At 74.8% G+C, this 13,984-nt stretch carries 14 protein-coding genes; 5 read left to right on the plus strand and 9 right to left on the minus strand.

The annotated features are described in order from the left end of the window. Window positions 1-159 precede the first annotated feature (159 nt). The gene (locus JOE38_RS10670; protein WP_307838859.1) at window positions 160-3,537 is read right to left on the minus strand and encodes a thioester reductase domain-containing protein; all 3,378 of its coding nucleotides are present in this window, start codon (window positions 3,535-3,537) and stop codon (window positions 160-162) included. 670 nt (window positions 3,538-4,207) lie between these two features. Between JOE38_RS10670 and JOE38_RS10675 the strand changes: the two genes are divergently transcribed. Beyond that, window positions 4,208-4,975, plus strand: a complete 768-nt coding sequence (locus tag JOE38_RS10675; protein ID WP_204576253.1) for an SDR family NAD(P)-dependent oxidoreductase — start codon at window positions 4,208-4,210, stop codon at window positions 4,973-4,975. 37 nt (window positions 4,976-5,012) lie between these two features. On the opposite strand, the gene JOE38_RS10680 is transcribed toward JOE38_RS10675, so the two are convergent. Together JOE38_RS10680 and JOE38_RS10685 are read right to left on the minus strand one after the other, a co-directional pair. Continuing rightward, window positions 5,013-5,807: a hypothetical protein gene (locus tag JOE38_RS10680; RefSeq protein WP_204576254.1), complete on the minus strand. Its 795-nt coding sequence runs from the start codon at window positions 5,805-5,807 to the stop codon at window positions 5,013-5,015. Next, complete coding sequence (locus tag JOE38_RS10685; RefSeq protein WP_239544809.1) at window positions 5,804-6,307, minus strand: RNA polymerase sigma factor; 504 nt, start codon at window positions 6,305-6,307, stop codon at window positions 5,804-5,806. Before JOE38_RS10685 ends, JOE38_RS10680 begins: the two co-directional genes overlap by 4 nt. Window positions 6,308-6,561: 254 nt before the next feature. Here JOE38_RS10685 and JOE38_RS10690 point away from each other — a divergent pair, with 254 nt between their 5' ends. Beyond that, window positions 6,562-7,275: a CHRD domain-containing protein gene (locus JOE38_RS10690; RefSeq protein ID WP_204576256.1), complete on the plus strand. Its 714-nt coding sequence runs from the start codon at window positions 6,562-6,564 to the stop codon at window positions 7,273-7,275. Between the two features lie 5 nt (window positions 7,276-7,280). Next, window positions 7,281-7,949: a class F sortase gene (locus JOE38_RS10695; protein WP_204576257.1), complete on the plus strand. Its 669-nt coding sequence runs from the start codon at window positions 7,281-7,283 to the stop codon at window positions 7,947-7,949. 97 nt (window positions 7,950-8,046) lie between these two features. Here the strand turns inward: JOE38_RS10695 and JOE38_RS10700 are convergent, their stop codons facing one another. The 3 genes from JOE38_RS10700 to JOE38_RS10710 all read right to left on the minus strand — a co-directional run bounded on the left by JOE38_RS10700 (window position 8,047) and on the right by JOE38_RS10710 (window position 9,965). Further along, complete coding sequence (locus JOE38_RS10700) at window positions 8,047-8,313, minus strand: hypothetical protein (RefSeq protein WP_204576258.1); 267 nt, start codon at window positions 8,311-8,313, stop codon at window positions 8,047-8,049. Between the two features lie 2 nt (window positions 8,314-8,315). Then, window positions 8,316-8,579, minus strand: a complete 264-nt coding sequence (locus JOE38_RS10705; RefSeq protein WP_204576259.1) for a hypothetical protein — start codon at window positions 8,577-8,579, stop codon at window positions 8,316-8,318. Window positions 8,580-8,696: 117 nt separating this feature from the next. Beyond that, window positions 8,697-9,965 (minus strand): hypothetical protein, encoded by a 1,269-nt coding sequence (locus tag JOE38_RS10710; RefSeq protein WP_204576260.1) that lies wholly within the window; start codon window positions 9,963-9,965, stop codon window positions 8,697-8,699. Between the two features lie 140 nt (window positions 9,966-10,105). Here JOE38_RS10710 and pcp point away from each other — a divergent pair, with 140 nt between their 5' ends. Further along, the gene (pcp, locus tag JOE38_RS10715; RefSeq protein WP_204576261.1) at window positions 10,106-10,747 is read left to right on the plus strand and encodes a pyroglutamyl-peptidase I; all 642 of its coding nucleotides are present in this window, start codon (window positions 10,106-10,108) and stop codon (window positions 10,745-10,747) included. A 12-nt stretch (window positions 10,748-10,759) separates the two neighbouring features. Here the strand turns inward: pcp and JOE38_RS10720 are convergent, their stop codons facing one another. Then, on the minus strand, window positions 10,760-12,148 hold the full coding sequence (locus JOE38_RS10720) for an MFS transporter (RefSeq protein WP_204576262.1): 1,389 nt from the start codon (window positions 12,146-12,148) through the stop codon (window positions 10,760-10,762). A gap of 72 nt (window positions 12,149-12,220) precedes the next feature. Between JOE38_RS10720 and JOE38_RS10725 the strand changes: the two genes are divergently transcribed. Beyond that, complete coding sequence (locus JOE38_RS10725; RefSeq protein WP_204576263.1) at window positions 12,221-12,973, plus strand: phosphotransferase; 753 nt, start codon at window positions 12,221-12,223, stop codon at window positions 12,971-12,973. Window positions 12,974-12,977: 4 nt separating this feature from the next. Here JOE38_RS10725 and JOE38_RS10730 read toward each other — a convergent pair whose 3' ends face one another. Both JOE38_RS10730 and JOE38_RS10735 read right to left on the minus strand, forming a co-directional pair. After that, entirely contained in the window at window positions 12,978-13,379 is a 402-nt protein-coding gene (locus JOE38_RS10730; RefSeq protein ID WP_204576264.1) for an NUDIX hydrolase, read from the minus strand. After that, the gene (locus JOE38_RS10735) at window positions 13,376-13,870 is read right to left on the minus strand and encodes a MarR family winged helix-turn-helix transcriptional regulator (RefSeq protein WP_204576265.1); all 495 of its coding nucleotides are present in this window, start codon (window positions 13,868-13,870) and stop codon (window positions 13,376-13,378) included. Before JOE38_RS10735 ends, JOE38_RS10730 begins: the two co-directional genes overlap by 4 nt. Window positions 13,871-13,984 lie beyond the last annotated feature (114 nt).

The following is a 13,984-nucleotide window of genomic DNA, read 5'->3' on the forward strand; positions in this document are numbered from 1 at the left end:
TGTGGTTCTGCCCCGTATCACCGCGGTTTCCCTCGTGTTACCGGTGTGTGTCGTCTCCTCGGGCGACGGATCCGGTCGCCGTCGTCGGCCACCGCACGCGCGGAGGGGCCGGCAGCTGGTGGCTGCCGGCCCCTCGCGTTCACTCCTCGTGCGGGGGCGTCACGCCGCCTCCTCCCGAGCCGGCGCCGGCGCGAGCAGCCCGAGGAACGCGAGGTCGTCCGCCACCTTGACGATGAGCACGCGGTCGAGCGACGGGATCTCCGACGCCCCGAGCGGGCGCACCGTGCGGACGGCGTCGGCGAACGCGTCGGCGGGGATCGCCGAGCCGGCGTGCGGCTCCTCGGGCGAGGCGAACGCGTGCATCAGCGGCAGGACCGACCGGGCGCGGTCGGCGTCCGGCAGCGCTCCCAGCGCCGCGCGGAACCGGTCGACCCACTCCGCGTGGTCGCCCACGAGCTCGATGTCGTGGCCGTCCTCGCGCAGCCACTCGACGAAGGTGTCGAGCGAGACGCCGTCGTCGTGGGGGTTCACGACGTTGAAGGTGCGGTGCCCCTCGGTGATGGCGGCGCCGATCCCGTCGATCGCCGCGGCCGTGAAGTCGGCCGGCAGGCCGTCGTAGTGGGACCGCTGCCGCTCGCCGTCGGGACCGCGCCGCACGAACGAGGCCGGGGCGAGCCCGGTGGTGAGCACGCTCCAGATCAGCCGGGTGAAGACGTCGGGGAGGTTCACCTGGCCGCGCCAGCGCGGGTGCGCCAAGATCATGTCGGAGCGGAACACGGCCACGGGGACGCCGTGGTGCTCGTGCGCCTCGCGGAGCAGGACCTCGCTCGCCCACTTGCTCGCGCCGTACCCGTTGGCGTACTCGTCGCCGACGGCCCACTCGGGGATCATGGCGCGGATGTCGGCGTGCTCGTCGAGCGCGGCGGGCGCGGACGGTTCCGCGTCGGCGGCTGCGCCCGGCTGCGCGCCGCCCGCGACGGCGACGCTCGAGACGAAGGTGACGGGCACGCTGCCGGCGGCGATCGCCAGGCGGATCACCTCGGCGGTGCCGACGACGTTCGGACCGAACAGCGCCTGGTACGGGAGGACGTGGTTCACGAGGGCCGCGGCGTGCGCGACGAGGTCGACCCGGGCGGCCAGGTCGGTCCACCGCTCGTCGTCGAGGCCGAGGCGGTGCTCGCTGACGTCGCCCGCCATCACCTCGAGCGAGCCCTCCAGCTCGGCGAAGCGCCGGGCGAACGCGGGGTCGGCGGCGAAGGCGGCGTCGAGGCGGCGCCGGGCGTCGGCGTCGTCGGCCCCGCGCACGATGCACACGAGCGTGCCGCCCGCCGGGGCGAGGCGCTCGAGCCAGTCGATGGCGAGGAACCGGCCGAGGTAGCCGTTGGCGCCGGTGAGCAGGACGGTGCGGGACCCCGACCGGGTGGCCGCGGCGCGCGGGACCGGCGTCGGGATGCCGCCGAGCATCCGGTCGAGCCGGAGGTCGCCCACGCGGAGGGTGGATGCGCCCGCGCCGTGCACGCGGGTCACGGTCGGCCGGTCGTCGGAGGCGGAGCGCTCCACGAACGCGGCGACTGCGGCGAGGTCGTTGGTCGGGTCGGTGAGGACGCCGACGGGCACCTCGGTGCCGAACACGTCCCCGAGGATCCCGGAGAACGTCAGCGCGGACAGCGAGTCCCCGCCGAGGTCGGAGAATCGCGACGCGGCGGCGGTCGCGGGGGGCACCTCGGCCCCCAGGAGCCGGAGGGCGGCGCGCACCACGGTGTCGACCGTCGGCTCGTCGCCGGCGCGTTCGCGGAGGGCGGCGACCAGGGAGCCGGTCTGCTGCGCCTCGAGCGCGTCGTAGAGGGCGGCGAAGCGCTCGCCGTACCGCTGCGTGAGGCGCAGGCGCAGGAGCTTGCCGGCGTCGGAGAGCATGCCGCCGTCGACCGTGAAGGGCTGCGGTTCGAGGATCACGCCGCGGGGCACCTCGTAGGGAGCGAGGCCGTGCTCGCGAGCCGTGCGCTGGAGGGCGGCGAGGACGCCGCGCTCCGACGCCCCGGGGTCCGCCGGCACGACGACCGCGACGAGGAACGCGTGCCGGCTGTCGCCGTGCAGCGTGATCTGGTGCACCTCGGGCGTCCCGCCGTAGGTCGCCTCGAGCGACGCCACCGCGACGAACTCGCCCTGCGACAGCTTGAGCACGTTGTTCCGGCGGTCGAGGTACTCGTAGGTGCCCGGTCCCGTCTGGGCCATGACGTCGCCGGTCCGGTAGAAGCCGTCCTCGTCGAACACCGCTGCGGTGACGTCCGGCCGGCGGAAGTACCCGGCGATCACGGAGGCGCTCTTGACGAGCAGCTCGCCCCGCGGGTGCGGGAGGTCGGTGGTGCGGTACCCGAGCTCGGGCACGTCGACGAGCTTGTGCTCGGTGACGGGAGGCTGCTGGATCACCCCGTCGTGGAGGATGCCGCCGGCCTCGGTCGACCCGTAGAGGTCGTGCAGCGTCAGCCCGAGGCACCCCTCGATGTACGCGCGGAGCTCGGGCGTCAGCGGGGCGCTGGTGCAGATCGCCCGGCTGATCCGCCCACCGAACGCCCGGACGCGCAGGTCGGCCTGGACCTCGGCGCGGACCGCGTCCGGATCCGTGGAGCCGGCGGCGAGCCGTCGCTGCTCCTCGCGGTCGCCCTCCTGCCGGACCATCTCCGCGACGCGCGGCACGAAGACGAACTCGGTCGGGGCGAAGGCGCGGAGGTCGTCGAAGAGCGTCGACAGGTCGGTCGAGGTCGCGAGCGCGACCGTGCCGCCGCGACCGAGCGTGGCGAGCAGGGAGGAGCGGCCGGTGAGGTGGCTCATGGGGAGGTACGCGTACCCGACGATGGCGTCGGCATCGGCGTCGGCTGCGTCCGCGGCTGCGTCGGGCCGGAGCGCGTGCCACATCCGCTCCACCATGGATCGCGTGTACATCGCGCCCTTCGGCGTGCCGGTGCTGCCCGACGTGTAGAGCAGGAGCGCGAGCGGATCCTCGCCGGGTGCGGGGTGCCACGGGCTGCGGCGCGGCAGGCCGGCCCCGCGGGCGACGAGCCCGTCGAGGGTCGGGTCGGTGTCGGTGCCGGTGTCGGTGTCGGTGTCGAGCAGCACCGTCCGGATGCCGTCGCCCGACGCCTCGGCCACCGCCCGCGCCATCGCGGACTGCTCGGCGGTCGCGGCGATCCAGACCGGGGTCGTCTCCTCGACGATGCGCTCCAGGGCCGCGACGGGCGCGCTCGCCTGCAGGGGCACGATCACCGCGCCGAGGATCCACGTGGCGAGGTCGAGGGTGACGGCGTCCGCGGTCGCCGTGCCGAGCACCGCGATGCGGTCGCCGGCGGACACGGTCTCCCCGAGCGCGGCTGCCAGCGCGCTCGCCCGGTCCCAGAGCTCCCGGAAGCTCGTGTCCGTGATGTCCGCCCCGGATCGCTGCCGCAGCGCCGTCCGATCGGCGTGCTGCGCGAAGATCGCCTCGACCGACGCGTCGTCGTGCTCGTCCCTCATGTTCTCGGTCCCCATGTTCTCGTTCCCCACGTTCTCGTCCTCTCGTCGTTCGTCCCGGCGCGCGCCTGCGCACCGGCTTCAGCGCTCGTCGAGCTCGATCCCCGCCGACGCCATCCCCCGACCGCGGCCCACCTCCCGGTCCCGGTGGACGCCGGCCCCCGGCGCGCACGCACGGCGAGGGAGCGGTCCGGGTCGAGCGCGACGTCCGCGCCCCCGTTGCCGATCCCGGCGTGCTCGTCGCGGTGTCCCACGGCGCACGCCCGGAGTCCGATGCAGCGCGTGATGCGGCCGACGACCCCGGGCGGCCGCACGGGCGCTCCGCTGAGCGCGACGGGGATCGATGCGCGTCGGATGACCGTCGCGGCGAGCGCCCCGTCCACGGCGTGATCCGCGTTCGCCACGACCGCGGAATCCGGGAGGAGGGCCTCCCCGGGGGTCCGCAATAGTAGTTGCACTGACACAACTAAACCCCCGCTTCCTCCGAGGTTCCCGGGTCCCGGGCGGCGCGCTACACTCCGCCGCCGGACCGGCGGGAGGGGCGGTCGAACGGTCGGCCCGTGCCGCCCGGAGCCTCGGAATCGCCTCCATGCGGGTGGTCGCCGGCGGGGCCGGAGGAGTTGGCTGGACGCTCCCGACGGCGGTGCGCGCGCCTCGCGGCGACGACGCCCGTCGTCCCCGCGAACCCCTCAGGAGGATCACCATGGCTGGACGCTTCGACGGCAAGGTCGTCATCATCACGGGCGCCGGATCCGGCATCGGCGAGGCCACCGCCCGCCGCTTCGTCGCCGAGGGCGCGAAGGTCGTCATCACCGACAGCGTCGAGGACAAGGTCCGGGCGGTCGCCGACTCACTCCCCGCGGGGAGCGTCACGGCGCTCGTCGCGGACGCCGCGGTCTCGGCCGACGCCGACCGCACGGTCGCCGCCGCGCTCGACGCCCACGGCCGCCTCGACGTGCTCGTCAACAACGCCGGCACCTTCCAGGCCGGGCCGATCTCCGGCATCACCGACGAGGAGTGGCACCGCGTCATCGACACCGACCTCTCCGGCGTCTTCTACGGCACGCGGGCGGCGCTCCCGCACCTCATCGCGACCCGCGGATCCATCGTCAACGTCTCCTCGGTGTCGGGCATGGCGGCGGACCACCACATGAGCGCCTACAACGCGGCGAAGGGCGGCGTGAGCAACCTCACGCGCGCCACCGCGCTCGACCACGGGGTCGACGGCGTGCGTGTGAACGCCGTCGCGCCCGGCCTCATCTGGACGGAGCTGGTCGCCGGCAAGGAGGACGACGAGGAGCTGAAGGCCGAGTTCGCGAAGCGCATCTCCCTCGGCCGCGGCGGCCAGGCCGACGAGGTCGCCGCCGCCATCGCGTTCCTCGCGAGCGACGACGCGTCGTTCATCACGGGCGCGATCCTGCCGGTCGACGGCGGCACCACGGCGAGCAACGGGCAGCCCTCGCAGGCGTAGGGCTCGGCTCGTCGGGGGCGGGCGGCCGGCATCCGCGTCAGGCGGTTACGGCTGGCAGCTCCGCGACGGCGATCCGGTCGCCCGCGGCGTCGCGGATCTCCACGGCCGACGCGTCCTGGCGCAGCACGTCGGCGTTGAGGCGGCAGTCGATGCGCACGGTGGATCCGAGCATCGTGCCGGACGCGTGCTCCCCGCCGGCCGCATCGATCACGACCACGGAGAAGGAGTCGCCCGCGGGCAGGCCGTCGACCGACAGCACGGTCTCGGTGCCCCAGGTGTGCGCGACGACGTCGCCGGTGACGTCGACGCCCGCGGGCGCGCCCTGGAAGGTCACGTCCTCGAGGGCGCCGAGCGTGCCGGCCGGGCCGGTCGCGACGTCGGCGCGCGGGGTCGCGAGGAACGCGCCGCCGGCCGCGCCGAGGGCGAGGCAGGCCGCGGCGCTGGCGATCAGGAGGGCGGTGCGGCGGGGACGCGGTCCGCGGCGCGCGCGGTGCGCGTCGAGGTCGGCGGGCAGGTCCGTCGTCGTCTCGGCCTCGCCGCGGCCGTCCGCGATCAGCTCGATCCGTCGCGCCAGCTCCGCGCTCGGCTCCGCCTCCCGCCAGCCGCCGACCCCGCGGATCGCCCCCGGCAGCCCGCCGAGCAGCGCGATCTCCTCGTCGATCGTCGGGTCGGCGGCGCGCAGCGCATCCAGCTCCGCGGTCTCGGCGGGGGAGAGGTCGTCCGCGAGGGCCGCCGCGATGAGCTCGCCGCGGCGGTCTTCGGCCTCGGGCATGTCCGGCTCGGGGATGCCCGGATCGGGCGCGTGCGGATCGGGGGTGCGGTCGTCGGTCATGCGGGATCCACTTCGTCGAGATGCGTGCGGAGGGCGCGGAGCGCGTGGAAGACGCGCGTGCGCAGGGTGCCGATGGGCACGCCCGTGGCCGTGGAGAGCTCCTGGTAGCTGAGCCCGGTGAGGTGCACGGCGACGACGGCCTCGCGGTGCGCGTCGCTGAGGCGCGCGAGGCCCTCCACGAGGCCCAGCCGGTCGAGCGGATCCGCCTCCCGCGTCGCCTGCTCCGGCGCCTCCTCCTCGGCGACGACGCGCGGGGTGCGCGCCCGCGCGCGGTGCACGTCGAGGATCACCCGCCGCGCGATCGCGAACAGCCAGGTGCGCGCGCTGCCGCGCTCGCCGTCGAACGAGTCGCGGGCCCGCCACGCGCGGAGGAACGTCTCCTGCACGCAGTCCTCGGCGAGCTGGCGGTCCTGCAGCGCGTTGACCGCGAAGCCGAGCAGTGCGCTCCCGTGCTCCGCGAACGCCCCGCGCACGTCGAGCCCGGGCGGGGGTGCGCTCATCGTGCTCCGCTCGGGTGCAGGGGCCGGACGCGTCAGGACGAGCGCCATCGTGATCCCCCTCAGCCTAGGCGGCGGGTGCGCGCCCTCACCGGGGGATACGTCGGCGGAGGGTGCGGCGTTCATCGACGGGCGGGGAGGGACCCGAACCGGCCTCGATGGATTCCCGCACCCGATGAACGCCCGCCGCCCGCCGTGCGTATGCCCTGTCAGAAGCGGTGCCCGCCCGGGCGCCCCACCACGAGAGGCTGCACGCGATGACGCACACGAGACTCGTCCGGAACACGACCATCGGGGGAGCCGCCGCGGCCGCCCTCACCCTCCTCGTCGCGACGCCCGCGTCCGCCGAGACGACCGTCCCCGAGCCGGAGCGCTTCACGAGCGCGTTCACCGTGATGGCGACGCCCGACCAGGTGCTCAACGCCGACGGCGTCGCGACCCCCGGCGAGCCCGGCGCGACCGGCCGCTTCGACCTCCGCCTCGACTCCGCGTCGAACACCATCTGCTACGACATCACCCTCACGGGCGTCACCGGCGAGTACCAGAGCCCCGCGAAGACGGCCACGCACATCCACCAGGCCGCCGTCGGCAAGGCCGGCCCGCCGCGCATCGCGTTCCCGAACCCGGTCGACGCCGGGAACGGCACGCGCACGAGCTCCGGCTGCATGCAGGGGCCCTTCACCACCGGGATCATGAGCGCGCAGAACCAGGACACCGGCACGGGCTTCACGGTCGCGCAGATCGAGGCCGACCCGGCTTCCTTCGCGGCCGACACGCACACCGCGTCGTTCACGGCCGGCGCCGTGCGCGGCCAGCTGACCCAGGTGCCGGTCGGCGGCGTCGACACGGGCGCGGGCGGATCCGCCACCTCCACCTCGGCCGCGATCCCGCTCGTCGCGGGCGGCGGTGCCGTCGCGCTCGCCGCGGCCGGCGTCGTGCTGATGCGCCGCCACCGCGCGCAGGAGTCCTGATCCGCGTGCACCGCTCCCCGGCGGACGCGTCGCCCGCGCGGCACGCCCGCCGGGCCGCGGTGCTCGCGGGCGCGCTGATCCCGCTGGCCGTCCTCGCGGGCTGCGCGCCCGCGGATCCGGGGCCGGCTCCGGCCGCGCCACCCGCGGCGGCGTCCACGGCGCCGACCGCGCCACCGACCACCGCGCCGAGCGTCCCGCCCCCGACCGCCCCCACGGCCGTGCAGGGCCTCGGCGCGGTGCCCACGCGCGTCGCGATCCCCGCCATCGACCTCGACCAGCCGCTCATCGACCTCGGGATCGCCCCCGACGGCCGCATGGAGGTGCCCATCGACTTCGACGACGTCGGCTGGTTCACGGGCGGCGGCCGCCCCGGCGGTCGCGGACCCACGGTGATCGCCGCGCACGTCGACTCGCGCGTGGGGCCCGCCGCGTTCGCCCGGCTCGCCGAGCTCGGCGTGGGCGACGAGGTCTCCGTGCAGGACGTCGACGGCGGATCAACGCGCTACGCCGTGACCGAGGTCGCCGACTTCGCCAAGGCCGACTTCCCGACCGCGCGCGTCTTCGGCGCGCAGCCCACGGATCAGCTCCGCCTCATCACCTGCGGCGGGATCTTCGACCGCAGCGTCGGCCACTACGAGGACAACCGCGTCGTGTTCGCGGAGCCCGTCGGCTGATCCGCCGCGGAGCCCGTCGGCTGATCCGCCGCGGAGCCCGTCGGCTGATCCGCCGCGGAGCCCGTCGGCTGATCCACCTCGCGGCGAGCGGCGCGCGTCAGGCGGCCGGATCCTCGGGGTCCACGCCGCCGGCATCCGGCAGCCCCGCGCGCAGCCGCGCCGTGCGCTCGCGCACCAGCTCGAGCCGGGCGTCGTCGAGCGCGGCGGATGCGGCCAGCGTGCGGCGGCCGGCCAGCGCGACCCGCACCAGCACGACGAGCAGCACCGCGCCGAGCGCCACCAGCGCGACGGCCACGAGCAGCGCGATCGACCAGACGACGTCGTAGGCGGTCGGCAGCAGGATGCTGTCGGACGTGCCGCCCATGCTCAGGCGGCCGGTCCGACGGGACCCGCGCCTGGCGCGTACGGCCCGGCCGGCTCGTCCCCGTCGTCCGCCTGCAGCCGCGCGGTCTGCTCCCGGATGAGCTCGAGCCGCGCCTCCTGCAGCGTCGTGGTCACCAGCAGCGTGCTCCGGGCGGTGAGCGCGAGCCGGATGAGCACCACGGTCGCGACGACCGAGAGGGCCACGAGCGCGAGGATCACGAGGATGTAGAGGGCGATGCCGATGCTGGCGCCGGGGGAGGAGATCATCCCCCGAACGTATCGGCCGGGAGCGCTCCCGCACGAGGGAGTCACCCGCATGGGGGCGGACGCCGACGGGCCCGGCTCCGTGGAGGAGCCGGGCCCGTCGGGCGCGGGATGCGCGGGTCAGCGCACCTTCACGCCCGCGCTCGCGCGCGCCTGGTTGTCGTACAGGTAGATGACGCCGCTGACCACGACGGTCACTGTGTGCCCGCGATCCGCCTCCGTCAGCGTGTACGTCTTCGCGGTCGCACCGGCGATGGCCTTCCCGTCGCGCTTCCACTGGTAGCCGAGCTCGAGCGACGACGGCTTCCAGACGCCGGGCTGCGCGGTGAGCGTGCGGCCGACGACCGGGTTGCCGGTGATGCGCGGCGTGCCCGCGGTGATGACGGGCGCGGCGACGACCTTCGTCTGCCCCGACGTGCGGGTCACGGGGACGTAGCCGTCGCGGGATCCGCGCACGGACACCGTGAGGCGGTGCCCGGCGTCGTAGGCCGTCACCGTGTACGCGGCGTCCGTCGCTCCCGGGATCCGCTCGCCGTCGCGGAACCACTGGTACTCGAGCGTCACGGGCGCCGGCTGCCAGAGGCCGGTGCGCACGGAGAGGGTGGATCCGTACTCGACCGTCCCCACGATCTGGGGCTGCGGGGCGGACGTGAGCGCCTGCGCGCCCGGCGCGCTCGCCGTGCTGCCCTCGACGTGCACGTAGCGCCACGCGTCCGGGATGGGGCCGAAGGTCAGGTCGAAGGCCACGCGCTTGCCGTAGCCCGGGGTGACCGTGACGGATCCGGTGCCGCCGGCGTCCACGAGCGCGCCGCCGTCGATCTGGTAGAAGATGTCGCTCTCCTCGGGCGTGAAGCCGTTGAGGGCCGCGCGCACGTCCCACCGGAACGTGACGGACGGGCCGTCCACGATCACCTCGGGCGTGTACTCGAGCGGGCCGCCGACCGACCGGACCGTCGTGGGCGCGGACGCCGTGCCGGTGACGGCGACGCCGCCCACGGTCCCGGCGACGCGCACGCTGATGAGGTGCTCGCCGGGGGAGGCCGGGATGTAGACCTCGTCCTCGTCGCCGGTGACGCTGCCCGTCCCGTCCGAGAGCCAGGGCCCGGCGCCGTCGAGCTGGTACTCGTAGCGGAGGCCGGAGTTGTCGGTGATCCCGCCGAGGTCCACCGAGATCACGCCGTGGAAGTTCGCGTCGGCGCTGTAGTCGAAGCCGTAGCCGCGCACCGTGGGGGCGGGGATGCGGACCGCTGCGGCGGTCGACGAGTCGGCGGCGGGCGCGGGCGTCGTCGCCGCCTGCGCGGGCGCGACCCCGGCGAACGCGGTGCCGGCCGCGACGACGACGGCCAGGGCGGTGAGGGGGAGTTGTCGTCCCCCGGTGGTGCGGGTCATGTGGGTTCCTTCCTTGCGGGCCGGGTCGCCCGTGCCCATGGTTCTCGCTGAGGTGGACGCCGCGCATCCCCCCGTCCGGGCCGCCCCCGGACGAGGCGTACCGTGGACGGGACCCGCCCCGCACCGTCAGGAGCCCCCGCATGCCCACCGTCCTCCTCACCGGATTCGAGCCCTTCGACGGCGACACCAGCAACCCGTCGTGGACGGCCGTGCAGGAGGTGCGCGACCGCTGGGACGGGGACGCCGAGATCCAGGTGCGGCAGCTGCCCGTCGACTTCGCGAAGGTCGACGACGCGCTGCGGGCGGCGCTCGCCGAGGTGGATCCCGACGTCGTGATCTCCGTGGGCCTCGCCGGCGGCATCGAGACCCTCGAGGTGGAGCGCATCGCGATCAACGTCGACGACGCCCGCATCCCCGACAACACGGGCTTCCAGCCCATCGACGAGCCGGTCGTCGACGGCGGCCCCGCCGCGTACTTCAGCACCCTGCCGATCAAGGCGGCGGTCGCGGCCGTGCGCACGAAGGGGATCCCCGCGGTCGTCTCGCAGACCGCCGGCACGTACACCTGCAACCACGTCTTCTACCTGCTGATGCACGAGCTGCGCGAGCGCCCGGGCACGCGCGGCGGCTTCGTCCACATCCCGTACTCGACGGAGGAGGCGATCGGCACCGACCGCCCCTACATGCGCATGGAGCAGATCGCGACGGCCCTCACCGCCGTCGTGAAGGCGACGCTCGCGAACGCGACCGACGTGAAGGTGGGCGGCGGGTCGCTCGACTGATCCGCGGCGGCGTCACGCCACCCGCGCGTCCGCCCCGCGCACCCGCAGCATGAGCACGAGCCCCGCGAGCAGCACGATCACGATGCCGATGACCCCGAAGCGCGTGTCGCCCGTGATCGCCACCGCGATGCCGAAGAGGCCGGGCGCCAGGAACGAGACCGCGCGGCCGGTGGTCGTGTAGAGGCCGAACATCTCGCCCTCGCGGCCGGCCGGCGAGATCCGCGCGAGGAAGGTGCGGCTCGACGACTGCACGGGACCCACGAACAGGCAGAGGAACAGGCCCGTCGCCCAGAAGCCGGCCTTCGCGTCGCCGACGAAGAGCACCGCGGATCCGCCGACGATGAGGCACACGAGCGAGACGAGGATGACGGGCTTCGCGCCGAACCGGTCGTCGAACCAACCGGCCGCGAACGTGCCGATGCCGGCGACCACGTTGGCCGCGACGCCGAACAGCAGCACCTCGGTGGTCGTGAACCCGAAGACCTGGGCCGCGATGATCGCCCCGAACGTGAACACCGCCGCGAGCCCGTCGCGGAACACCGCGCTCGCGAGCAGGAACACGAGCACGCGCGGCGACTCCCGGTAGAGCTCGGCGATGCGGCGGAACAGCGTGCGGTACGACGCGACGATCCCCTGCCGCGCGCGACCGGGCGTCGCGGGGATCTCGGGCACGCCCACGAGCACGGGGATCGAGAACACGGCGCACCAGATGGCGGCCACGAGGATCGCGATGCGCACGTCGAGCGCGCCGCCCTCCGCCCCCGACGGCAGGCCGAGGAGGCCGGACGCGCCGGGCGTCCCGAAGTCGAAGAGGAAGAGGCCGAGCAGCAGCGCGAGCAGCACGATGCCGCCCACGTAGCCCATGCCCCAGCCGAGGCCGGACACGCGGCCGACCGTGCGCGGCGTGCTCACCTGCACGAGCATCGCGTTGTAGTTGACGCTCGCGAACTCGAAGAACACGTTGCCGGTCGCGAGCAGCACGGCGCCGAGCCAGAGGTAGGAGGGCACGGGCTCGACGAACACCATGCCGAGCATCGCGAGCACGACGATCCCGGTGTTGATCCCGAGCCAGAGGCGGCGGCGCCCGGATCCGTCGGAGCGCTGCCCGAGCACGGGCGCGAGCACCGCGATGAGGAGGCCCGCGATGGTGAGGGCGAGCGAGATCACGCCGGAGGTGTCGGCCTTGGCGGCCACGAGCGCGGGGTTCCGGGCGTCGTCGCCCGCGGCCGCCACGATGGCGGGATCCACGAACAGGCTGCTGGCGAGGTACGTGCTGAAGACGAAGGTGGTGACCACGGCATTGAAGGCCGCGGATCCCCAGTCCCACAGCGCCCACGCGGCGACCCGTCGGCGGGGAGGGGCGGCGGGCTCGTCGATGCGTCCGGGCGCGGCGGTGCTCATGCTCGCAACCTAGTCGGTGGACGTGTCGCGGCAGGGTCGCGGGCCGCTCGGGCCCGCCCCTACGCTGGCCCGATGGACGGACCCCTCACCGGCGGGAACATGAACCGCGTCGAGCGCGAGGGCGACACCGTCACCCGCGACGCCGGCCCGTGGACCCCGACCGTGCACCGCTGGATGCGGCACCTCGCGCTCGCGGGCGTCAAGGGGATCCCGCAGCCGCTCGGCATCGAGGGTGGCCGCGAGCGGCTGACGTACATGCACGGCGACGTGCCCGTCTACCCGCTGCCCGACTGGATCTGGGCCGACGACGTCCTCGTCCAGGCCGGCCGCCGCCTGCGCGAGCTGCACGACGCGAGCGTCGGCTTCATGCTGGGCGGCGCCGTCTGGCAGTCGGAGGTCAAGGTGCCGAGCGAGGTGATCCGCCACAACGACTTCGCGCCGCACAACCTCGTCTTCGCCGACGGCCGGCTCACGGGCGTCATCGACATGGACATGGCCTCGCCCGGCCCGCGCATCTGGGACATCGCGTACCTCGCCACGCGCGCGGTGCCGCTCACCGGATCGACCCCCGAGGGCGCGCCCGGCATGGACGACGCCCGCCGCCGCGTGGCGCTGCTCCTCGACGCCTACGGATCCGACGCCACGTGGGCCGACGTCCTGCGGATCGCGATCCTGCGCCTGCACGACCTCGCCGGGATCTCGCTCGCCAAGGCCGACGAGCTCGGCAAGCCGCGCCTCCGCGACGACGCCGCCCACTACGAGCGCGACGCCGCGTTCCTCCGCGGGATCCTCGACGCCGAGCGCACGCATCCCGGCCCGGCCTGACGCCTCAGCCGCGCGCGATCCGCCCCGCGACCTCCCGCAGCACGTCCGCGTCCTCGTAGGCCAGCCCCATCCCGACCGCGTCGGCCACCGGGAACCACGCCACGCGCTGCCCCTCGGTGAGCCGGATATCCTCCGCCGCCGCGTCGAGCCGCGCGGTGAACGTGTGCTCGATCCCGTAGGAGCGCGTGCGCGTCATGAGGTGCGCGACCTCGGCCGGCGGGATCCGCACGCCCAGCTCCTCCTCCACCTCCCGCACGATGCACGCGAGCGGCGTCTCGCCCGGCTCGAGCATCCCGCCCGGGATCGCCCACATGCCGGGGAACGGGATGGTCGGGATGTCGTCGCGCAGCTGCAGCAGGATGCGCCCGGCCGCGTCGACCAGCACGACCTGGCAGCCCTCGCTCACGCGGACGCGCCCGCGTCCGGCCCGTCGATGGTGTGCGCCGTCATCGCGATCGCGGCGCGCGCGATGTCCTCGGCGGTCTCCTCGGTGCCGAGCGCGGGGGAGGCCCGCAGCGCGACGGCGGCCGCCTCCCGGTAGTCGGCCTCCATGCGCGCGAGGGTCTTCCGGCCCGCGGCGGTGAGCTCGAGGAAGACGCTGCGGCGGTCCCTCGGGTTGGGCACGCGGTCGAGGTGCCCGGCTCCCACCAGGCGGTCGATCACGGCGGTCACCGCACCCGTGCCCATCGAGATCTCCGCGGCCAGGTGCTTGGGGGTCATCCGGTGGAGGTCGCCGACCACGCTGATCACGGTCAGGTCGGTGACGTTCACCCCGATGTCCTGCGCGATGCGCGTGCGCAGGTGGCGCTGCGCCGTCTCGACCATGTGCAGCGCGTTGGCGAGGGCCTCCACGGCCGCGGCGTCGTCGCGGCGGGGAGCGGTTCTCTCCGGGCTCATGTCGGGTGTCCCTGCATCGGTGGATCCGGCGGATCCATGGGCGGTCCAGCGACTGTAACGCGCCCTCGCGGCCGCGATCCCCTCGGCGAACGCACGCCCCCCGCAGTGGGGGGA

The organism is Clavibacter michiganensis (genome assembly GCF_016907085.1).
Taxonomy (GTDB): Bacteria; Actinomycetota; Actinomycetes; order Actinomycetales; family Microbacteriaceae; genus Clavibacter; species Clavibacter michiganensis_O.